This is a genomic window from Veillonella absiana (assembly GCF_032970865.1).
GTDB lineage: Bacteria > Bacillota > Negativicutes > Veillonellales > Veillonellaceae > Veillonella > Veillonella absiana.
Genome location: NZ_JAWJZB010000004.1, coordinates 20,756 through 43,414, shown reverse-complemented (window position 1 = coordinate 43,414; position 22,659 = coordinate 20,756). Strand labels below are relative to the sequence as shown.

The following is a 22,659-nucleotide window of genomic DNA, read 5'->3' as shown; positions in this document are numbered from 1 at the left end:
TTATCCTTTCGTCCGTTCCACAAAGGTTCTGAGTAAATTAAGGCCTACATGGGCACTTTTTTCCGGATGGAACTGCATACCATATACACTATCCCGTTCCACGATGCCTGGCACATCCACACCATAATCGGCTGTAGTTGTAATATATTGGTCATCGCATTTCGCATAATAAGAATGCACGAAATATGTATATTCTCTATCCGCTACGTCAGCGAAAATGCTGCTGTGGTTTTTCACAAGATTTTGGTTCCAACCCATATGAGGAATCATGAGACCTAAATCAGCCGGTAGTGCCTCTACGGTGCCTGGAATGAGGCCAAGGCCTTCTGTAAGGCCGTATTCTGTGGAGGAATCAAACAATAATTGCATCCCCAAGCAAATACCCAATAATGGAATATTTTTCTCGGCTACTTGTTTTAACACGTCCACGAGCTTGCGTTCCACCAAGGTATCCATAGCCGCCTTAAAGGCGCCTACACCAGGTAACACTACGCCGTCAGAGTTCAAAATGACCTCTGGATCCGCTGTCAACACAGTATCCACGCCAAGATGAGCAAAGGCCTTTTGTACGTTGAACGTATTCCCCGCATCATAATCAACGATGGCTATCATTAAATCACACCTTTCGTGGAATTCACGCCTTCGATTTCAGGATTAATGGTCACGGCCTTGCGCAATGCACGACCTGTGGCCTTGAACATACTTTCAATAATGTGGTGCGTGTTGCGACCATATTCATTGCGGATATGTAAATTCATTTTCGCTGTGAAAGCTAGGGCCTGGAAGAAATCCTCTACCAATTCTGTTTCAAAATTACCCAACAATTGTATTTGGAACTCGCCTTTAAATACTAGGAATGGACGACCGCTCAAGTCGATGACAACTTGTGTTAACGCCTCATCCATTGGCACCCATGTATCACCATAACGCTCGATGCCGGCTTTGTCACCCAGCGCTTTTACCAAGGCCTCTCCGAGGGCAATACCGATATCCTCAACGGTATGATGTGCATCGATATACGTGTCGCCTTTGGCTTTCACAGTGAGACCAAAACGGCCATGTTTCGCAAATAGATGGAGCATATGGTCAAAGAAACCGATGCCCGTTTCCACGTAAATGCCTTGGTTGCCATCGAGTTGAAGGTCGATTAAAATATCTGTTTCTGCCGTTGTCCGTTGCACCTGCGCGCAACGATTCGTTGTTGTCGTCATAAAAACCTCACATGATGCTAATTAACGCACCATTTTCTCTGCGGTATACAATGCGCACAGTCGCTGATGAATGAGCATCAACGGCCGAGCGCGATACAATTTATTTTTCAAAACGTACTTCAATAGCACGAGCATGCGCCTCCAGACCTTCGGTACGCGCCAATGTTGTGATGTGACCAGCCAATTCCTCTAAACGAGATTTAGAGAATTGCATGAAGGACGTACGTTTCACGAAGTCATACACCCCAAGAGGTGAGGAGAATCGAGCCGTACCGCTTGTAGGCAATACGTGGTTTGGACCACCGATGTAATCTCCCAATGGTTCCGCCGCATATTGACCAAGGAATACAGAGCCTGCATTTTCCACCATGCTCATATATTGTACTGGGTCTGGCAACTGAATTTCCAAATGCTCAGGCGCTACTTCGTTCATCAATGTGAACATATCTTCAATGCTATCCATGATAGCGATAAAGCTACGTTCTTCGATAGCAGGACGAGCGATGGCTTCACGAGGCAACAATTTCAATTGACGTTCTACTTCGTCAGATACTTTATTAGCCAAGTCTTCGCTATTTGTGATCAAAATAGCACGAGCCCGCGCATCATGTTCTGCTTGGGACAATAAATCTGCTGCGAGGTGAACAGGGTTAGCGCTGTCATCTGCGAGTATACCTATTTCGGATGGGCCCGCAATCATATCGATAGATACTTGACCGAATACTTGGCGTTTTGCAGTGGCTACGAAGATGTTGCCAGGACCAACGATTTTATCTACTTTAGGAACGGATTCTGTACCATATGCCAATGCCGCTACGCCTTGGGCACCGCCTACTTGGTATACCGCATCAACGCCCGCGATTTTTGCCGCTGCCAATACAGCTGGTGCAATGCCATCCTTTTGAGGAGGTGTAACCATAACGATTTCTTTTACGCCAGCGATTTTCGCTGGGATGGCACTCATCATGATAGTGGATGGGTACGCTGCTGTGCCGCCAGGAACATAGAGGCCCACGCGTTTCAACGGTGTTACCTTTTGACCACGAAGGATGCCTGGTGTATCCATATCAACGAAACCTTGTTCCTTTTCGCGTGCATGGAATTCAGTGATGTTCGCTTTTGCCTTTAATAATGCGGCTTTCAAATCTTCAGGAATGGAATCATAGGCTTTGTCGATGTCCGCTTGATCCACTTTCAAATTCTCTACCGTTACTTTGTCGAATTTTTCACCATACGCACGAAGTGCTGCATCACCGTTTTGAATAACGTCTTGAATGATGTCATACACCGTTTTTTCAATGGTCATGTCCGTAGTTTGGCTCGTATACTCAGTTGTAATTTCAATCATTTTTTCTAATGATTCACGATAAATTTTCATGTCCTACCTCAATCCGTTTCTCTAGCGACCACGTCGCCTTACGTATTAGCGTTTAACGCTTGTATATCTGCGATTTCTCACGTCGCGTTTTTATATAAATGTTCGTCTCTTTTTCTCTTGTGAAAACCCCTAAACACACAGCACACTACGCTTCTTTTTTAGCCGCTTCACGTTCCTCAATGGTGGCTTTCATTTTGTTCACCAATGGGAAAATTTCATTACGTTTTTGTTTTAATGCCAATGGATTAACCACGAGGCGTGTAGAAATTGGTCGCAACCAATCAAAAATTTTCAAATTATTTTCACGAAGTGTGGTGCCTGTTTCCGTGATATCTACGATAGCATCAGCTAGGCCGATGAGTGGTGCTAGTTCCACAGAACCTTCGATTTTAATAATTTCCACGTCCTTGCCTTGCTTAGCAAAGTATTCTTTCGTGATGTTCGGATATTTTGTACCGATAGTTTGACGTCGGCCCTCATCAGGATTGTATTCTGCCAAGGATGCCAAGATGAATCGGCATACACCTGTTTTTAAATCTAGCAATTCATAGCCTACATTTTGTTGTTCGTCTAGCACATCACTACCGACGATACCAAGATCCACAACACCATTGTTAAGGTATGTGAGGACGTCGCCGCCTTTCACCAAGATGACCTCTAAATCATCCCCCAATGGGATGACAAGTTTACGTTTTTTATTGCGCAGAGGTTCGCAGTCGATGCCACAGGCCTCTAATAATGGAATCGCTTGTTCTTCAACACGACCTTTTGTTAACGCGATTTTAAGCATCTACCTTCACCCCTTCCGCTGAAACTATCATTAACTGTACACCTTCTTGTTTCGCTAATTTGCGTGCATCCTCTAAAGAATCCGCCATGGCCACGCTATACTCGTCATTGCTTTCAAGAAGCTCACGAGCCGCCTGCCATTGTTCTTGTTCAAAATATACGAGAGCCTTGTCGTACTGTGATTCGTCGATGTCCGCCACTGCAGTTAATACATCGATATCAAAGGCCATTCCCACTGCACATTCAGGCTGTTCTTGAAAATTCGCCAACAATTGATCATAACGACCACCGCTGACAATATAAGAGGCCACACCATCCACATAGCCACGGAACGTGATGCCTGTGTAGTAATCTTGTGGTGCCTTACTACTAAAATCGATGCGTACTTGCTGTCCAGAAATAGATTCCACTGTCTGCGCCAAATTAAATACATTATCTACAATACGTTGCGCCGTCATCGGTAAGATGATGCGAGCCAATTCGCCTTGAATTTCCTCAACAGAACCAAATAAACGAGGCCAACATTCTAGAAATGGATACAATGCATTCCCTTCGTATTGTTGAATCAATGTATCATAAACTGGTAGATTTTTATAAAATAATGCATTAAATAACGCATTTTTTTCATCCGCTGTTAATCCCAATGCCTCCGCAATGGATTCTGCAAATCTCGCATCGCTCAATTCCAAGTACAAGCGACCGCCCAACAATTCGCGATTCACGCGGCTGATGATGAGCATACATTCAATCTCCGCCTTGATGGAACTATATCCAACGAGCTCAACGCCGGCTTGTGTCACTTGGTTCGCATTACCACGATGCTCTTGATTGAGTGCCAACACATCTCCTAAATAATAGAATTTTTTAGGCATTTTCACCTTTGTGGTAGACAAAAATCGTGCAATAGGTAGCGTCAAATCCGGACGCAACACAAGGTTTCCTGTGGCCGTGTCCACAAATTCATACACCCCTTGTTGACTATCTAATACATACCCATCAAATACATCCTTGTACTCCATCAATGGTGTAGAGATTTTTGTGTACCCTCGTTTGTGAAAGCCCGTCAACAAATAGCGACTTACTTGTTCTTTTTTCTGTGCCAGTGCCCCGAATTCATCACGGAACCCCTGTGGCAATTGTTTACGTATCATATGTCCCTCTTTATTCCTCAATAGTGCCTACTACAATGATAGAATCTATGCATTTAATACTATATAATTCAGTTCTAAATACGATCTATTTTCTATGCTTTTTAATACGATAATCTTTCCTTTATTTATTTAGCGTATTAAAGTGATGAACCAATATTACAACTATCTGTGCCATATGTCAACAAAAATACAGTTATTAATTAGGTTTTTATGTAATCTTTACTATGCGCATACAAACACAGTATATGATTTTCAATACATCCTGTACCATATCTACCAATATGCGCGGATTACTCACGCCTAATGTGCAGCTATTATCGCTACTAGAATGCACAAAAGCGCCAATTACCTCAGTAATCAGCGCTCTATGTACTGAGATCAACCAACTCATCTACAGTCTATTTATTCATCTGCCACAGCAAAACCAAATTCCTCAATATTATCTTTCAACAATTCTAAATAGGTTTCTGCAATTGGTGAAAGCTCTATTTGTTGGTGTTTCAAGTAACCGATATGAATTTCATCCTCTACCTCTAAAGGAATAGCGATGATTTTATCATCATTCAATTCGCTACTGATGATACCGGAGCTGATAGTATAGCCATTGAGGCCGACCATCAAGTTAAAAATCGTCGCACGGTCAGATACGGTAATATTCTTGCGATGCTCCAAAGTACTCAAGATTTCCTCTGCAAAATAGAAGGAATTTTCCTCACCTTGTTCATAGGACAAACATGGATAATCCTCTAAATCCTCAAGTGTAAGGCTGCTCTGTTGTGCCAATGGATTATCGCGGCTCACAAATACGTGAGGGCTAGCCGTAAATAAATGATGGAATTCTAATTTCTTTTCCTTAAATAGTTTTTCCATAACCTTACGGTTAAAATCATTTAAATATAAGACACCAAGCTCACTTTTAAAGCTCGTTAAATCATCCAAAATATTTTGTGTTTCTGTTTCGCGTAGGGTAAATTGATATTCTTGACCGCCCGTTTCTTTCACCAGTTTAACGAAGGCATGTACCACGAACGCATAATGCTGGGCCGACACAGAGAACAATTGTTTTCGCGGAGAATTAGATTTATATTTTTCCTCCATCAAATTAATTTGATCCAGAATCTGTTTCGCGTACATCATGAACTCACGACCTTCCTCGGTGAGGGATACGCCGTTACGTTGACGCAAAAGGATTTGGATACCCATTTCCTCTTCCAGTTCTTTAATGGCATTGGACAAGCTCGGCTGCGTTAAATACAGCTCCTTCGCCGCTTCATTGATGGAACCTTTTTTAACGATTTGTTCTAAATATAATAATTGTTGTATACGCATGTGAATCTCCTGATTTTATTTGTTAGCACTGTGCTATTTTCTATTCCAATATATATTATAGTTTATAACTATAACAATGTATATAGAATACAAGTTATTCAATCAATTCTCATCTTGTTAGAATATGGATATTGTTTATATTAAGACACTTTCACCATACTCATTCATAATACATAACTAGTATTGAGGCACATATATGACAACGACAAATCCCTTACGTAAAACTACATTATCCTATGAAGTATTTCCTCCCAAAACACAAGTGGGGGAAGACAATTTATTCCAAGTTCTCCAAGATTTGAAGGATTTGGAGGCCGATTCCATTTCCGTAACGTACAGCACAAAAAACAATAACGTCGCCGACACGACAACCAAAATTGCAGAGCATGTGCAAAATAATCTATGCATCCCTGCCATCGCCCATTTACCAGCCATTTATCTGACAAAACAAGACGTGTCCAACATCGTGACACGACTAGATGAATCTGGCATCAATAAAATTTTAGCCCTTCGTGGAGACCGATTACCTGACATGGAACCAGTGAATGATTTTACCTATGCTAGCGATTTGGTAACCTATATTAAAAAAATTGCCCCTCATTTTGAAATCACTGGCGCTTGCTACCCAGAAATCCATCCTGAAGCAGCCTCTGCCGTAGACGATATTAAGAACCTCAAAAAGAAAGTTGATGCAGGTTGTGACGAACTCATTACACAATTATTCTTCGACAACGATATTTTCCTTGATTTCCAAGAAAAATGTCGCATCGCCGGCATCGATGTGCCAATCATCCCAGGCATTATGCCTATTACAAACCAACGCCAGGCTATGCGCCTCGTATCCATGAATGAAACAAAATTACCGCGTAAATTCAAGGCCATCCTCAACAAATACGAACACAACCCGGAGGCCCTTCGCGAAGCCGGCCTTGCCTACGCCATTGACCAAATCGTGGACCTCGTAACACAAGACGTGCCAGGTATCCATTTATATATTATGAACCGCTCTGAAACAGCAAAATACATTCATAATGCAACGAAATGGTTGTTTAGAGAGTAAAAGAAAGAACCGAGCCACAATTAGCTCGGTTCTTTCTTTTATTTATATGTAAATTTCACAAAATATATCAATTATATTACGCTATTGTAATCCTATAATAACCAACATTACTAGTTATTCTTTTGCATCCAAACTTTCTCCAAGTCCTTCACCCCATGTGCATCAGACCCCAACACATAAGGAACACCAATCACATAAGCCATGCCTTGGATGAATCGGCTTGGGTACATGTCCTGGCAGTTGGATTTGAATAAGCCCGCGAAATTATAATCTAATTCACGTCCTTGGCCGCGGAGAATGTGCAAAATATCGGAAACAACTTGAAGGCTACGACGATCAAGGCGTTCGTTAAAGCCAAAATGTTTTTGGTATTTCTTAATCAAATCAAGATGGCCAATCCGTTGTGGAGTATAAGTACCAAAATCTGTTTTTACCGCTTGACGCATAAGGGAAAAATATTTAAAGTACAGTTCAGATTGATTCTTGAGCCATGGACCGAAACCGCGTTCAAACTCCCCTTCGCTATAATCAACGCACCAGAATCCATTATTCACACCATCCATGAAATGAACGGACAAAATATTTTCCTCTGTAAGCGGACCATATTGATCTAGGAAATCACGTGTATCTGCCTCGAATCCTGGTATGAAATCAACTTCGAAACCAATGGAAATATCGATACGAGACCCATAGATACGTTGCAATTGTCCTCCTAATTCCAAGTAGGTATCCACTTGATTGCGTTGTAATGCTGCCGTCTGTAGAGCCGTTGCATCCCCAATATATTCTTGGATGAAATTCGCTGGCAATGGTGCATGCTCAGTGAGGCAAATCTTTTCAATACGGCATTCAATGGCCTTCTCAATCATCAATGCCGTACGGTCCCCACTGCCATGTGGGCATAATTCTGTATGCGTATGTCCATCCACTAAACGACTGCGGTAACGATTGTAACCTACCACATGACGTTCTTGTTGTATATTCATTCTGTAAACCCCATTTATCGAATCACAAACAACACTACTGTAATCGCTACCAATACAGCAATCACGATATAATCCAAGGATTTCAAACCTACCGTTGCAGCGAAACTATGTGTTGGACCGCCGAATCCGCGCAATTCCAAGGACAATGCCATGGTTTCGGAACGTCCCAAGGATTTCAATAACAATGGTTGAATAACGGACATATAGGATTTAATGCGTTTGAATACATTTCCCTCTAGTGAAAGTCCGCGACAAGCCTGAGCCTCTTGTACAGCGTGGCTTTCAGCAATGAAATCTGGCACAAAGCGAAGCGCTGCGGTGAACATAAAGGCATATTCGTAAGGAATTTTACATTGCATTACGAGGGATGCCGTTAAATCCTGCAATTTCGTTGTAGCCAAGAGCATGATGAACACCATGGTCATGGCCAACATGCGAAGGCCCGCCACTGCGGAGGATACGATATCACCGCTGCCAATGTATTGAACAACACCGAGGAATACGGCAAAACCGGCCAAAGCGATAACAGGTTTAATTTGTTTACCTAGCAAACCCGTCATAGCGAGGAGCACTAATTCGACCACTACGAGGCCCAATAGTTGTTCCCATGTTTGTAACGCGATAGCCCACGCAGATACGGCGAGGGTCAACAGAATTTTTGTAAATGGTACTAATCGTTCCATGGTCCCCTCCTATTTCTGCGCCAAGTGCGCTAACATACGTTCTTTGAATTCAGCCATGGACTTGCAATATCCAAGACCAGGTACAGCATCAGATAATTCCACAGATGGTGGTTTTGTGAGGCCCCAATCATGAAGATCATAGTCACCAGTGAATAACTCCTCAGTAGTGCCATCAAAGGCCACACTTTGGTGTCCCATGATAATAGCACGAGAACATTCACCAGCCATAATTTCCATATCATGAGTAATGAGCAGAATCGTTACCCCCTCAGCATTGAGTTGACGTAATAATTCCAATAATTCTTTCGTTTCCTTGCCGTCTTGGCCAGAGGTTGGTTCATCGAGGATAAGAATTTTAGATTGCATTGCCAACGCAGACGCGATAGCAACGCGCTGTTTTTCACCACGACGTAATGTTGGTGGGTAGGCTTCACGCAAATGAGAGATGCCCGTGCGTTCCAACGCATTTGCTACGATATCATCGACTTCGGATTTGCTGTAACCGAGACTTTCAGGGCCAAAGGCAACCTCAGTGGCCACGTTGGATCGGAACATTTGACGGTCCGGCTGTTGGAATACATAACCAATGAATTGGCCCCGTTTGGAGGCCGGCATATTGGTAATATCCTCGCCCATGTAAGAAATTCGGCCCTCTGCAGGGGATTCAAGACCTACAAGCAAACGAGTTATAGTGGTTTTACCACAACCATTACGACCACCGATGGCGATGAACTCGCCTTCCTTGATGATGAAATTAACGTTACGGAAAATATCCATAGTTGGCACATAGCCAAAGCGCAAATTATTTACTTCAAGCATGTGTGCCACCTCCTACTGTTACAACATCCTGAGCTGTAGCGCTAGCAAAAGCTACGTTTGACGCAGGTTGAGCTGTTTCGGAAACTGCTACGCCACCTTTTGCAAGGCCTGCGCGAGCAGATTCAATACTGAGCCATGGTTCACCAAATGTGTGACCAGCTTTTTCAAGATCCATGTATGCTGTAAATACAGTTGGCAAGGCTTCTAAATAAATGCCATTGTCATACATGTAACGCAATGTTGTTGTTACGTCCGCATCACAGCGAAGTTCGCCATCCACCATGAGGGCCATACGGTTCGCATATGGTAATACAGCATGTAAATCGTGGTCAATAACCACAACGGTAATGCCATGCTCTTTATTAAGAGCGCCTACCAAGCGATACAATTCAGCTGTACCATCTGGGTCAAGGGAGCTCGTAGGTTCATCAAGGACAAGAACGGTTGGGTTCGTAGCCAATACGGAAGCAATTGCCAAACGTTGACGTTGACCGCCAGAAAGGCTCGTAATTTTTTGTTCTTCCATGCCTTCTAGGCCTACTTGTTTGAATACTTCTTTGCAACGAGTTTCAATAGTGTCACGATCATAACCACGATTTTCCATAGCGAAGGCTACTTCTTCTTTCACCGTCATCGTTACGAGCTGCGTATCATAATCAGCTAGAACAACACCAATATGTGTGGCCAGTTCTGGAATATCCATTTGTGTTGTGGCCTTGCCATCTACGAAAACCATTCCCTCCAGGCGACCGCCATAGAACTTAGGCACCGCACCTACCATAGCCATGCAAAGTGTGGATTTACCACAACCTGCCGGGCCAGTGATAACTAGGAAATCACCTTCGTGCACCACGAGATTGATATCTTTCAAAGAAGGCTCTGTCGCCTTGGAATACGTGTAATTAACATGTTCCACAGAAATTTTACCCTCTTGGGACGGTTCGATGATGTAATTGCTGTGATCGCTCGTGATTTCACCAGAGGATGGCAAGAAACCACGTTTCGCGAATAGACGTTTTGCCGGGAAGTACAAGAGCGGTGTCACCACGCCATTTACCAAACCGATGATGACCACGAGCGGTAACATCGCATTGATGTAAATGTTATTAGCGAGACCAAGGACCTGCCACAAAATAGTAACAAAAATACCGCCAGACACGCATGTTGCAATGAAGCCAGTGACAAACGGCATGATATCGAGCTTACCGATTTTTTCAATCTTGAGGCCCATCATTAACCGCATCACGAAGGCACATGCCACCGTCCCGCCTGGTTCGCTCAATAGATTGCCATAAGGGAACCCAGATTTAGACGTTAACACATTGATGAGCGCCGCCACGAGGCCGATACCCAATGTTTGTTTGTAATTCGGGCGGGTCAGCAAAATCGCCACGCAATAGGTCGCGATAGTCCAGTTCGGCGTCACGCCGCCTACGCTAGGACTCACCAAATGCAAAATTGTGCCCAGCGCCAACATGAGGGTGCTCACCGTCACCCATCTAAATTGGCCGCCCTGAATGTGGGTGTATACCAATTTTGAAACGTCTGTAATTCGTTCCATTTCTACTCCTCTTTTCTATCCACTTGTTAGGATCTCTATAGTGAAAGCACCGTTGGTGCCATTTTAGATAACATACAACATATATTTTAAATTAGCTTATAATTCCCGCGAACAATTGTCCGATATGTATAGACACAACAGTTATGAAAACAGACTAAGGCAGGTACGCCTTAGTCTGTTCCTATGAGCCTATCTCGCTGAAAATTATAATTTTTTCACGAACTCAGATTTTAATGCCATCGCACCAAAGCCATCGATTTTGCAATCAATGTTATGGTCGCCTTCTACCAGGCGGATGTTTTTCACGCGAGTCCCTTGTTTAAGGGTGGATGCACCTTTTACTTTGAGATCCTTCACAATTGTTACGGAATCTCCATCTTGTAAAAGATTGCCATTCGCATCGCGTACGACTAGGCCTGCCTCTGCAGCATCTGCGTCGGCTGCAGTCCATTCATGTCCGCACATAGGGCAAACAAGCATCGTGCCGTCTTCGTAGGTGTATTCATCGCCGCATTTAGGGCAATTCGGTAAAGTCGCCATTAAAAATCCTCCTGCTTAAAACATATATTTGTTATTTTACCAAAAATCCGGGCGTTTTAAAAGGGGGTGAAAGAACTTGAGGGACCACCTCTGGTCTCACTTCAAACGCCTTCGGTGTAAGGCGCTCCCCCAGAGGTGGTCCCCCGAGTTTCGTTCTACCTTGTTTATGAAGCGCGGATTTGTTGCGTTGAATACAGCTTCTACGTTGAAAGCAGGAGGCTCTTTACGGCTCCGAGAGAGGGATCCGGTGGAGGTTCGCATCTGGGATGGGCCTGTAGATGTATCTCAAATCTGCTTGGGAGGTAAGTAATATCTCAAATCGGGATTGGGCGCCGATGAAGGTTTCAAGAATGATTATAAATTTACTTTTATATTTTCTTAATACTTTTATTTAAATGTACTTTCATCCCCTCAAGATGCACAAAAACACTGTAAAATACTGATTATTTATCGTTTTTATTGTTTACCTTAACGGCCTGTATCGTGTATACTATTAATGTAAATTCTGTTGCACTATTTTAGGAGGATTCGTTACTAATTTTGATTGTTCCATCTATCGATTAGTTATCTCATAATGCAGCAGCATTTTTTATGCAAAATTTAAGGAGGATTCCATGAATAATATTGTGGTAATCGGCAGTTGTAATATAGATTTAACGGTGCTGTCCGACAAACGGCCAGTAGCGGGCGAAACGGTGCTCGGTAACGGCCTGAATATTGCGCCAGGCGGCAAGGGTGCCAACCAAGCGGTAGCGGCAGCTAAATTAGGCGCCAATGTGACTATGGTGGGTTGCATCGGCAATGATGCGTACGGCCAAATGGTGCTGGAAAACTTGCATCGTTGGAACATCAATACAGATTATCTCGTGACTCTGGATGACGTAAACACGGGCACGGCTCACATCACGTTAGCTGAGGGCGACAATAGCATCATCGTGCTATTGGGCGCGAATGCTCGCGTGGATGAAAGTATCGTCGATGGCGCTTGGGATGCTATTTCCAAAGCTGATCTTGTGATGGTGCAAAACGAAATCCCTCTCAAAACCATCGGTTACATTACCAAAAAATGTGCCGCTGCGGGTGTGAAAGTTCTCTTAAATCCAGCACCAGCTGCTGATTTAGAGGCTGAATGGTTAACACAAGCGACTTACATTACACCAAACGAACATGAGCTGGCTGCCTTATATCCAGTGAACAATACTGACGACATCATCAAAGCCAATGCAGGCAAAATCATTGTTACCCTTGGTAGCGAAGGCGTTGCCTTTGGCAAAGATGGCGACATCCACAAAGTGCCTAGCTTCAAGGTACAACCAGTGGATACAACTGGTGCCGGCGATACATTCAATGGTGGCTTTGCTACAGCCATCGTAAATGGTAAGTCCATTGAGGAAGCCATTCGCTACGGTAATGCGGCAGCAGCCCTATCCATCTTGAAATTAGGCGCCCAAGAAGGTATGCCGACGGCTGAGGAAGTTAGCGCATTTTTGGCGAAACAGTAAACCTAAACTAGTATCAACTTACACCAGTGCTTACGTAATTGTTTGAGTGCTAATTGGCACAACAAAAGCTAGTCCATACTAGCACTGGTGATACAGAAAAATCATATACTTTTACCATGAAAGAAGGTATCCTATGCAAAAGCATGGTATTTTAAATAGCCATATCGCGAAGGTGTTGGCCGACCTTGGTCACACGGATACGATTTGTATCGGCGATTGTGGTTTACCAATCCCAGAGGGTGTCCGAAAAATTGATTTGGCCCTCACCTATGGCGTTCCTAGTTTTGAGGACGTTGTTCGTTTGCTTCGTTACCACATGCAAGTGGAGGCCATCCACGTGGGCGAACCAATGGCAAAGGAAAACCCAGATAATTACGCGGTGCTTGAGGAATTATATCCAAAAGATTGTTATGAATGGATTGCTACGAGCCACGAAGAATTTAAAGAAGCCACAAAATCTTGTAAATGCATTATCCGCACGGGTGAGGCTACGCCTTATTCCAATGTTATTTTGCGGGCTGACTGCATTTTCAACGAAGAAAAATAAGTTGATACATTACTTGTCCAATTTAGCTACTCACTATTTGCCAATTAGATGCGATAGCATTCAAACAGCTGATGATATTCGAAAATTACATCAGCGCCCCGAATCAAATCAAGCAAATGTATGAGCTGTATGAAATAAATGTTACCTAATAGTTAGGAGTCACTAATGGAAATTTCAATGACCGGCATTGCTAAGGCCTTTGGTACGAACCAAGTACTACGGGATGTTAGTATTACGCTCAAAGCCGGTGAAGTCCACGCCCTTATGGGCGAAAATGGTGCTGGCAAATCCACCCTCATGAATATCCTCACAGGTATTCACAAGGCAGATGCCGGTACTATCACCATTGATGGAGTGGAAACGACATATCCAAATCCTCGCGAGGCGGAAAAACATGGCGTAGCTTTCATTCATCAAGAATTAAATATTTGGCCGAATCTAACATTGTTAGAGAATCTATATTTGATGCGCCCTATTAAAAACGCCTTCGGCATGCACGACAAAAAAGCGATGCTCGCTGAGGCAACGGCGAAATGCGAGGAATTGAACATCGATTTGCCGCTCACCAAAGAGGCTGGCGAATGTTCCGTTGGTCAACAACAGATGACGGAAATTCTTCGTATTCTCATGCTCGATGCGAAGGTCGTTATTATGGACGAACCGACGGCAGCCCTCACAGAACGAGAAACAGACACATTATTCCACATGATGCGCCAGTTGAAATCCCGTGGCGTAGCCATCGTGTACATTTCCCACCGCATGGAGGAGGTGTTCACCGAATGTGATACGGTCACTGTCATGCGAGATGGTCACACCATCATTACGAAACCAATCGGTGAAACCGACGTGGACGAAGTAGTTCGCCACATGGTAGGCCGTTCTATCGACGAATTCTATCCAGAACGCACCACGACGCCGGGCGAGGAAATCCTCACTGTGACGGATTTGATTCCAGATGGCTTCGACAATCCTATCTCCTTCAACCTTCGCAAGGGCGAGATTTTAGGCGTGGCCGGCCTCATGGGCGCAGGTCGTACGGAAATCATGCGTGCTATCTTTGGCGTGGACAATCACAATGGCGGTACCATTACCCTCAATGGTGAAAGTCTACACTTCAAAAAACCAGAAGATGCCATCAAGGCAGGCATTGCTTTCATTACAGAGGATAGAAAAGGCGAAGGTCTCATCCTTGATTTTTCCATTGGATCTAACATTACCCTACCAGCTCTAAAACAATTATGTCCGACCCACATCCTCAAAAAGGATAAAATGGTGGATTTCGCGGACGATTTGTCTAGAAAGCTGGGTGTTAAAACACAATCTGTTCATTTACCTGCGTCCTCCCTCTCTGGCGGTAACCAACAAAAGGTTGTTATCGCTAAATGGATTGGACTTTCACCATCCATCATCATCATGGACGAGCCAACGCGAGGCATCGATATCGGCGCGAAACGCGACATTTACGATTTGATGAACGACCTCACTAATGAAGGCGTGTCCATCATCATGGTTTCTTCGGAATTGCCCGAAATTCTCGGCATGAGTGACCGCGTTATGGTCATCCACGAAAATTCCGTAGCCGGCATTCTCGATCGTGAGACGGCCACACCAGAATCCATCATGACACTTGCTACAGGAGGACAATAATGAACGGCAAAGTTACTGAAACTATAAAAAAACTCGGACCTCTCATCGGTCTCATCGTATTATTTATTATTATCGCTGGCATGAATGACAGCTTCCTTGAATTTTCCAATTTGCGCAATTTGTTGCGTCAAGTTTCCATCAATGCCATCATCGCATTTGGTATGACCTGCGTTATTTTGACAGGTGGTATCGACCTTTCCGTGGGTTCCATTTTGGCCCTATCTAGTGCAGTTATGGCGAATTTCATCGTCGGTGGCATGAATCCTGAATTGGCCATCGTCGTATCCGCTGGCATCGGTATCGTCCTTGGCGGTATCAACGGCCTCGTTATCACCTATGGTCGCGTGGCACCGTTCATTGCGACATTGGCGACGATGACTATTTATCGCGGTGCGACCCTCGTATTCACGGATGGTAACCCGATTTCTGGTTTAACAGATGACAAAATGTTCCATGCCTTCGGTCAAGGCGACATCCTCGGTTTGCCAATTCCAGCTATTACGATGTTCTTGGCATTCGGTATTTTGTGGTTCATCTTGCAAAAAACGAGCCTCGGTCGTCAAACTTACGCCGTTGGCGGTTCTGAAAAAGTAAGTTACATCGCGGGTATCAAAATCGACCGCGTGAAAATCTTCTCTTATGCCCTCACTGGTATGCTCAGTGCCATGGCGGGCGCCATTATTACATCTCGTTTGAACTCTGCCCAACCAACAGCTGGTGCAGGTTACGAACTAGATGCCATCGCAGCCGTTGTGCTGGGCGGTACAAGCCTTGCTGGTGGCCGTGGTCATATCGTTGGTACCCTTATCGGTGCGCTCATCATCGGCACACTCAATAATGGTCTAAATATTCTCGATGTTTCTAGTTTCTATCAACAAGTTGTGAAAGGGATCGTAATTCTTCTCGCTGTTCTCGTGGACCGCAAGAAAGCATAGTGGTTTCATCTTTTTATGGTGAAATCTATTGTGAAAGCGCCGCACATACGGTTGTGCAATCGGTTTACTAGCCGTGGTTAATATCAGGACGGCGCACACGCAACCTATGCGTTCCCAGTTTTTAGGAGGTTTGTATGAAAAAATTATTTACCATTTTAATGATGGCTCTTGTAGTCATCGGTTTAGTAGCCGGCTGTGGCTCTGATTCCAAAAAAGACGGTGGCGACCAAAAACAAGGTACTATCGGTTTCTCCGTTTCCACTCAAAACAACCCATTCTTCGTATCTTTGAAAAAAGGCGTTGAAGAACAAGCAAAAACTATGGGCCTCAAAGTTAAAATCGTTGATGCTCAAAATGACCCAGCTAAACAAGCTAATGACATTTCCGACTTGCTTGAAAGTGGCGTAACTGTTCTTATCGTTAACCCTGTTGACTCCGCAGCAATCTCTACATCCGTAGAAGCAGCGAACAACAAAAAAATCCCTGTGATCACAGTTGACCGTTCCGCTGACAAAGGTACTGTAGTATCTCATATCGCTTCCGATAACGTAAAAGGTGGCGAAATGGCAGCTAAATTGATTGCTGACAAAATGGGTAACGGCGCGAAAGTTGCTGAATTAGAAGGTATCCCTGGCGCATCCGCAACTCGTGAACGTGGTCAAGGTTTCCACAACATTGCTGACAAAATGTTAACAGTAGTAACAAAACAAACTGCTGAATTCGACCGTACAAAAGGTCTTAACGTAGCCACAAACATGCTTCAAGCTAACCCAGACGTTGTAGCAATCTTTGCTCATAACGACGAAATGGCTCTTGGTGCTATTCAAGCAGCTAAATCCGCTGGCAAACAAATCTTCATCGTAGGCTTCGATGGTACTGAAGATGCTCAAAAAGCAGTTCAAGATGGTACAATGGCAGCTACAATTGCACAACAACCTGAATTGATGGGGAAATTAGCAGTAGAAACAGCTGCTAAAGTTGTAAAAGGCGAAAAAGTAGAAGCTAAAATCCCTGCAGAATTGAAACTTGTTACAAAACAATAATTGATTCATCGATAGAAACACTCGAAACAGATTATGAAAAGGCGATGCCCACACAATCGTGTAGGCATCGCCTTTTATGTTCCTATCGCCCATATTTATGCTTATAATAGGGGTTATAGGAACAATTCATTTTGTCCTATACCCCCTATAATTGCTAAGAGGCCCGAGCATTGCACAAACGCAATGCTCGAGCCTCTTTCAACATCGTAACACTTACGAATAGTTTCTTATTTAAACTCTTCGCCAGTCAACAACAAGTAAGCTTCTTTGTATTTAGCCAATGTTTTGTCGATAATGTCTTGTGGCAAGGAATCGCCAGGATGAGCGGATAGGTAATCACGTACGAATTGTTTGTCATAGGATGGTTGACCTTGACCAGCTTTGTAGCCTTCTAATGGCCAGAAACGACTGTTATCTGGTGTTAGGATTTCATCGCCCAATACGATTTGACCGTTTTCATCTAGGCCAAATTCGAATTTAGTGTCGGCAATGATGATGCCTTTTTCCAATGCGTATTCAGCACATTTTTTGTAAATCGCCAAAGTAAAATCACGCAATTGTTCCATGTATTCTTTGCCTTTACCAGGGAAGTCTTTTTCAAGCCATTCAGCGCCTTCTTCCATGGAGATGTTCATGTCATGTTCGCCCAAAGGAGCTTTTGTGGATGGTGTGAACAAAGGTTCAGGCAATTGTTGGCATTCTTGTAATCCTTCTGGTAATTGAATACCGCAGATATGCCCTTCTTTTTTATAGCTTTCCCAACCGGAACCAGTGATATAACCACGAACGATACATTCTACAGAAAGCATAGTCAATTTTTGGCTCTTCATGCTATTGCCTTCGAATGCAGGAGTTTGGAAGAACTCAGGCATATCTTTTGTATCGATGGAAATCATGTGGTTAGGAACGATGTCTTTTGTGAAATCGAACCAGAATTTGGACATTTTATTAAGAATAGCACCTTTTTCAGGAATTGGTTCTTTCAAAATGTTATCGAACGCAGAAATGCGGTCAGTACAAACGATAATCAAGCTATCATCTAAATCATATAATTCACGAACTTTACCTGCTTTGAATGGTGTGTAAGTTTTCATGTTGTGTCTCCTCTTTAACCTAAAGGGTATATTGATACTTTCATTATATTCTTAATTTGAAAGAAAACCAATACTCGAAACTGCGAAAATACACATAAATACTATGCTAGAACAGGCATTAATAAGATCTATGAAAGAAATTATTAATGCCTATAATAATTAGTTCAACTAACAAATATATTTTTCATTAATAATGATAATCTACAATATTGCTATTTTACTAGCTTTTTAGTGTCTAATATAAAATCAATCTGTTAGTAATTAATTAGAACATGAAATTATCGCGCTAATAAAGCTGCCACTTGAGCCTTCAATGTTTCTACGTCTGCTTCAAGGCTAGCATTTTTAGCTTCTAACTGAGCATTTTTATCTTGCAATGCAGTTACTTCATCTTGCATTACATAAATGGAGCTAAATATATATCTTAAAATATATTTGACCCACTATCGCTCTCTGGTTATGCCATGTTCAATCTTTTATCCGCGTAAAAGCTAACACAAGCCCTCTCATAAAATAATAATATTATTTGTTTATAATTATTACAAGTTATTTTAATTATGACAAATTCCATAGTACATACATAAACAACAGGTGTATATCCTGCATTCCCCTTGAAGCTTTGCTTCTCGAAGTAAAACAGGATATACACCCATGTTAGCTAAATCAAATTTTTTTCAAAAAATATAGTAATATGCTTTTTCCCTTTTAACTGAGTTCTTTTAAACTCCACAAACCCCATGTTTTTATACATATCTTGTAACCAAGGATGTTGTGCGGCCGTACCCAAGGTTACTACAGGCGTTCTATACACCGTACGAAGTAAATCCTCAGTATAGGCTAATGTTTTCTTTGCATATCCTTTGCCCTTATGTTGTGGGGCCGTAACAAAATGCCCAATATGAGGGAAGCCTTTTATCGTGCCCTTACCAATCCAAGGCATGCGAAGTGAAATAGAACTCACCAGTTGATCATCTACATACAAACCATACGTAGGCTGCTCTTTCACCCAATCAATAGATTGTTGTAATGTAAAATCAGTGGCCTCAAAAGAAATAGGAAACTCCTTATTCGCCGCATATCCATCTACCAATACACGATGATACTCTGTCGCATCGTCTACCGTTAATAATCTAAATACCTCTGCCATAATTACCTCCTATAGCGCTGCGCTATCCAGTGGAGAATCAGGTTCCAGTGTGAGATAACGGCTTAGGAATTTGCGAGTACGTTCTTCCTTAGGATGTTCTAACACAATCTTAGGATCGCCTTGCTCTACGATAACTCCGCCTTCCATAAACACCACTTGGTCCGCTACTTCCTTAGCAAAGCCAATTTCATGAGTCACAATAATCATTGTTACATTCAAATCACGAGCGATTTTACGAATAACCGCCAATACTTCACCCACAAGTTCTGGATCAAGAGCACTTGTAGGTTCATCAAATAAGATAACCTGCGGATCCATCGCCAATGCACGAGCAATACCAATACGTTGTTGTTGACCACCAGATAATTGCACTGGGTAGTAATCATCAAAGCCTTCCATGCCAACTTCTTTCAGGAATTTTTGAGCAATCTCGCGTGCAGCGGACTTATTCATTTTCTTAACCGTCACAAGCCCTTCCATGATGTTCTCGATAACAGTTTTATTAGAGAACAGATTGTAAGACTGGAATACCATAGACGTATTACGTCGCACATTCAAGATTTCCTTATTGCTAGCCGTTTTTAAATCTACTTTAATATCATTTAATTCCATCGTTCCTTGATCTGCTTTTTCCAAGAAGTTCAACGTACGAAGGAATGTGGTTTTACCACTGCCAGATGGGCCAAGGATAGCCGTTACGGAACCAGTTGAGACCGTTAGGTCGATACCTTTCAGAATCTCACGATTCCCAAAAGATTTATGTACATTTTTTATGTTAATCATACTGCATTACCTCGTTTATATTTGCTTGCATAAATTTCAAGACGATGGAATACGAATTCAAAGAAAATACCCAACGCCCAGAACATACAAGCTACCACAATGTAGGCTTCAAAATACTGCGAATTTTCCTCTGTATATAGTTTCGCTGCACCAAACAATTCAATAACGGTGATAACAAACACGATACTAGTACTCTTCATAGTATTCAAAAATTGATTTGTAAATAGAGGCAACGCGAATACTGTCGCCTGTGGCAACACGATACGACGGAACGCTTGGAACCAAGTCATACCAATGGCCTGTGCCGCTTCCATTTGGCCTTTTGGCACGGATTGGAGGGCTGCACGGAAAATTTCACTCAAGTACGCACCTGTGTGTAATGTTAAACCAACGATGGCGATGAGCATAGCTGGTACACGTTCAAAGGGAATGTGAAAGCCGGTAGAATCCTCAACTGCCAAGAATACGATAGGAAGTCCATAATATACTAAATAGAGTAATACCATATTAGGAATACTACGACAGATTAACACATATAAATAACTCAATTGTCCTAAAACAGGCACTTTATTCATTTGCATAACGCAACTAAATAAGCCTAATAGTGTACCAAATACAATACTCATAAATGTAATATATAGGGTCACTTTTAAATAAGGAATAACCGCCCAGAAGGTGCCATATATATAGGTTGTATCAATAATACTCTGTTCCATGGCCTACTCCTCACTCAATAATACACGCTCAGTTTGGCGCTCACCAACAGTATAACGTTTCTCGATCCAACGTCCCGCTGTTGTAACTATAAAAATTAACACTGCATAGATAATGGCCGCATCAACGAATAATTCAAGGTAACGTTGACTATTGCCACCCATCAAATCAGCTCGACGCATCATATCGACAACACCAACATTAAATACTAATGCTGTACCTTTCAACATACCTATAATCAGGTTAGTTAACGGAGGGATACTCAATGTAAACGCCTGGGGCAAGATAATTCGTACGTAACTTTGTAATTCTGTCATGCCAATAGCCATAGCAGCTTCCTTTTCACCTTGAGATACAGCAGAAATACTAGCGCGCATAATCTCCGCACTATATGCTGCAATATGCAATGTAAATACTGCATACACAAACACCAATCCTGGTAAGTTCCGTACATTCATTCCTAAATGACTCATAATCTCAGGAACACCGAAATAAATAAGGAATAATTGCACTAAGAATGGAGTTCCTCGCATAAAGGAAATAAATACCACCAAGATTTGATTTAATACTGGCACTTTTTTGATTCTTACTATAGCAATTAAGGAGCCCAGTAAAATTCCAAGAACAGCTGACACTGCCGTTATCATCAATGTTACATGAATATAGGATAACAAAGTTGGTAATGACTGTATCATATATCCTACATCAAAATATTTACTCATGGGTAATGTCCTTTCCATAAGATAAAAATTAGAATTGGGCTGTAACGATAGTTCATTACAGCCCCACTCTATACACTAGGTTTTATACATTTGTATACTACGAAGTAATAAAACCATGCATTACATATATTAGCTAACACTACTTTTGAGCTGGTTCTACAGTAAAGTCGCCACCAAGATATTGCTCAGATAATTTTTTAAGTGTACCGTCTGCTTTCATTTCCTTCATAGTTTTATCAATTTGATCTGCTACTTTTTTCATATCATCAGTTTTCTTCGTTAAGAAATAAGTAGGAACAACAGCTAATACATCGCCAACAGCTTTAACTGGTAGACCACGATCTTTTACAGCAGAATTAATTACATATTCATATTCACCCGCTGCATCAGCACGACCTGTTGCTACTAAGTTTAAGGATTCCGCACTACCTTTATCTGTGTAAACCACTTCGATTGGCGGATTAGCTGTTTTATTAAATTCATCAACTAATTCACGGAACTCAGAAGAAATAGTAACTACGATTTTTTTACCTTTTAAGTCTTCTAAACTATTAATATCATTACGATCATTTTTAACAGCTAGTTTACGAGTAGAATAATTATTTACTTCATTAGTATAATTGTATTTTGCTTCACGAGTAGGATTACGACGCATTTGGTTTGCAATCATATCTACTTGGCCCGCATCCATTGCTACAAACGCAGCATCTGTTGCCATTGGCTTGAATTCAAAATGTAAATTAGGATTGCGACGTTCAATTTCTTTTACAAGCTCAACATCATATCCTGTCAAATTACCTTTATCATCTGTATAGGAGTATGGTCTTGCAGTACCACGTGTAGCTACAACAATAGTTTTTGCATCTTTATTAACTGCTGCCTTATTGCTGCTACCAGCATCATCTGCACAGCCAGCTACTACAAAAACACCTAATGCTAATGTAGCAACTGCTAATAATTTACCTAATTTTTTAGTATTAAACATTGTTCTCTTCCTTCTATCTATAATTTATATTAA

22 protein-coding genes and 1 pseudogene are annotated in these 22,659 nt (G+C 42.3%); 7 read left to right on the top strand and 16 right to left on the bottom strand.

The window, feature by feature from the left end:
- The 5 genes and pseudogenes from hisH to RVY80_RS03990 all read right to left on the bottom strand — a co-directional run bounded on the left by hisH (position 1) and on the right by RVY80_RS03990 (position 5,858).
- Positions 1 to 612, bottom strand: a complete 612-nt coding sequence (gene hisH, locus RVY80_RS04015) for an imidazole glycerol phosphate synthase subunit HisH (RefSeq protein ID WP_295189480.1) — start codon at positions 610 to 612, stop codon at positions 1 to 3.
- Positions 612 to 1,211, bottom strand: coding sequence for an imidazoleglycerol-phosphate dehydratase HisB (gene hisB, locus RVY80_RS04010; protein ID WP_317329743.1), 600 nt, complete (start codon positions 1,209 to 1,211; stop codon positions 612 to 614). The genes hisH and hisB overlap by 1 nt, the downstream gene beginning before the upstream one ends.
- Positions 1,212 to 1,311: 100 nt before the next feature.
- Positions 1,312 to 2,589: a histidinol dehydrogenase gene (gene hisD, locus RVY80_RS04005; protein ID WP_295189486.1), complete on the bottom strand. Its 1,278-nt coding sequence runs from the start codon at positions 2,587 to 2,589 to the stop codon at positions 1,312 to 1,314.
- Positions 2,590 to 2,734: 145 nt separating this feature from the next.
- Positions 2,735 to 4,529, bottom strand: a pseudogene (gene hisG / locus RVY80_RS10270) (ATP phosphoribosyltransferase).
- Positions 4,530 to 4,931: 402 nt separating this feature from the next.
- Positions 4,932 to 5,858, bottom strand: a complete 927-nt coding sequence (locus RVY80_RS03990; protein ID WP_295189495.1) for a LysR family transcriptional regulator — start codon at positions 5,856 to 5,858, stop codon at positions 4,932 to 4,934.
- Positions 5,859 to 6,054: 196 nt separating this feature from the next.
- Between RVY80_RS03990 and metF the strand changes: the two genes are divergently transcribed.
- The gene (metF, locus tag RVY80_RS03985; RefSeq protein ID WP_295189498.1) at positions 6,055 to 6,918 is read left to right on the top strand and encodes a methylenetetrahydrofolate reductase [NAD(P)H]; all 864 of its coding nucleotides are present in this window, start codon (positions 6,055 to 6,057) and stop codon (positions 6,916 to 6,918) included.
- Between the two features lie 110 nt (positions 6,919 to 7,028).
- Here the strand turns inward: metF and hisJ are convergent, their stop codons facing one another.
- From hisJ to RVY80_RS03960, 5 genes are all read right to left on the bottom strand, one after another.
- Entirely contained in the window at positions 7,029 to 7,904 is an 876-nt protein-coding gene (gene hisJ, locus RVY80_RS03980) for a histidinol-phosphatase HisJ (protein ID WP_317329741.1), read from the bottom strand.
- A gap of 14 nt (positions 7,905 to 7,918) precedes the next feature.
- Positions 7,919 to 8,587, bottom strand: a complete 669-nt coding sequence (locus RVY80_RS03975; protein WP_295189504.1) for an energy-coupling factor transporter transmembrane component T — start codon at positions 8,585 to 8,587, stop codon at positions 7,919 to 7,921.
- Between the two features lie 9 nt (positions 8,588 to 8,596).
- Positions 8,597 to 9,406: an energy-coupling factor ABC transporter ATP-binding protein gene (locus RVY80_RS03970; RefSeq protein ID WP_317329740.1), complete on the bottom strand. Its 810-nt coding sequence runs from the start codon at positions 9,404 to 9,406 to the stop codon at positions 8,597 to 8,599.
- Positions 9,399 to 10,967, bottom strand: coding sequence for an energy-coupling factor ABC transporter ATP-binding protein (locus tag RVY80_RS03965; RefSeq protein WP_295189510.1), 1,569 nt, complete (start codon positions 10,965 to 10,967; stop codon positions 9,399 to 9,401). The genes RVY80_RS03970 and RVY80_RS03965 overlap by 8 nt, the downstream gene beginning before the upstream one ends.
- A gap of 204 nt (positions 10,968 to 11,171) precedes the next feature.
- The gene (locus tag RVY80_RS03960; protein ID WP_295192399.1) at positions 11,172 to 11,507 is read right to left on the bottom strand and encodes a zinc ribbon domain-containing protein YjdM; all 336 of its coding nucleotides are present in this window, start codon (positions 11,505 to 11,507) and stop codon (positions 11,172 to 11,174) included.
- Between the two features lie 166 nt (positions 11,508 to 11,673).
- Here RVY80_RS03960 and RVY80_RS03955 point away from each other — a divergent pair, with 166 nt between their 5' ends.
- The 6 genes from RVY80_RS03955 to rbsB all read left to right on the top strand — a co-directional run bounded on the left by RVY80_RS03955 (position 11,674) and on the right by rbsB (position 17,181).
- Entirely contained in the window at positions 11,674 to 11,817 is a 144-nt protein-coding gene (locus RVY80_RS03955) for a hypothetical protein (protein WP_317329739.1), read from the top strand.
- Between the two features lie 304 nt (positions 11,818 to 12,121).
- Positions 12,122 to 13,009, top strand: coding sequence for a ribokinase (rbsK, locus tag RVY80_RS03950; RefSeq protein WP_295189519.1), 888 nt, complete (start codon positions 12,122 to 12,124; stop codon positions 13,007 to 13,009).
- Positions 13,010 to 13,142: 133 nt separating this feature from the next.
- A complete protein-coding gene (rbsD, locus tag RVY80_RS03945; RefSeq protein ID WP_295189522.1) occupies positions 13,143 to 13,556 on the top strand; it encodes a D-ribose pyranase in 414 nt (137 codons plus the stop codon).
- A 165-nt stretch (positions 13,557 to 13,721) separates the two neighbouring features.
- Positions 13,722 to 15,203: a sugar ABC transporter ATP-binding protein gene (locus tag RVY80_RS03940; protein WP_295189525.1), complete on the top strand. Its 1,482-nt coding sequence runs from the start codon at positions 13,722 to 13,724 to the stop codon at positions 15,201 to 15,203.
- The gene (locus tag RVY80_RS03935; RefSeq protein ID WP_317329738.1) at positions 15,203 to 16,138 is read left to right on the top strand and encodes an ABC transporter permease subunit; all 936 of its coding nucleotides are present in this window, start codon (positions 15,203 to 15,205) and stop codon (positions 16,136 to 16,138) included. The genes RVY80_RS03940 and RVY80_RS03935 overlap by 1 nt, the downstream gene beginning before the upstream one ends.
- Positions 16,139 to 16,272: 134 nt before the next feature.
- Complete coding sequence (gene rbsB / locus RVY80_RS03930) at positions 16,273 to 17,181, top strand: ribose ABC transporter substrate-binding protein RbsB (protein ID WP_295189529.1); 909 nt, start codon at positions 16,273 to 16,275, stop codon at positions 17,179 to 17,181.
- Positions 17,182 to 17,408: 227 nt separating this feature from the next.
- Here rbsB and RVY80_RS03925 read toward each other — a convergent pair whose 3' ends face one another.
- The 6 genes from RVY80_RS03925 to RVY80_RS03900 form a co-directional block, all read right to left on the bottom strand.
- On the bottom strand, positions 17,409 to 18,275 hold the full coding sequence (locus tag RVY80_RS03925) for a phosphoribosylaminoimidazolesuccinocarboxamide synthase (protein WP_317329737.1): 867 nt from the start codon (positions 18,273 to 18,275) through the stop codon (positions 17,409 to 17,411).
- Between the two features lie 658 nt (positions 18,276 to 18,933).
- Entirely contained in the window at positions 18,934 to 19,422 is a 489-nt protein-coding gene (locus RVY80_RS03920; protein WP_295189538.1) for a GNAT family N-acetyltransferase, read from the bottom strand.
- A 9-nt stretch (positions 19,423 to 19,431) separates the two neighbouring features.
- On the bottom strand, positions 19,432 to 20,205 hold the full coding sequence (locus tag RVY80_RS03915; protein ID WP_317329736.1) for an amino acid ABC transporter ATP-binding protein: 774 nt from the start codon (positions 20,203 to 20,205) through the stop codon (positions 19,432 to 19,434).
- Positions 20,202 to 20,921, bottom strand: coding sequence for an amino acid ABC transporter permease (locus RVY80_RS03910; protein ID WP_295189542.1), 720 nt, complete (start codon positions 20,919 to 20,921; stop codon positions 20,202 to 20,204). Before RVY80_RS03910 ends, RVY80_RS03915 begins: the two co-directional genes overlap by 4 nt.
- Positions 20,922 to 20,924: 3 nt before the next feature.
- Positions 20,925 to 21,641, bottom strand: coding sequence for an amino acid ABC transporter permease (locus RVY80_RS03905; protein WP_295192391.1), 717 nt, complete (start codon positions 21,639 to 21,641; stop codon positions 20,925 to 20,927).
- A gap of 139 nt (positions 21,642 to 21,780) precedes the next feature.
- A complete protein-coding gene (locus RVY80_RS03900; protein WP_295189548.1) occupies positions 21,781 to 22,626 on the bottom strand; it encodes a transporter substrate-binding domain-containing protein in 846 nt (281 codons plus the stop codon).
- Between the last annotated feature and the right edge of the window lie 33 nt (positions 22,627 to 22,659).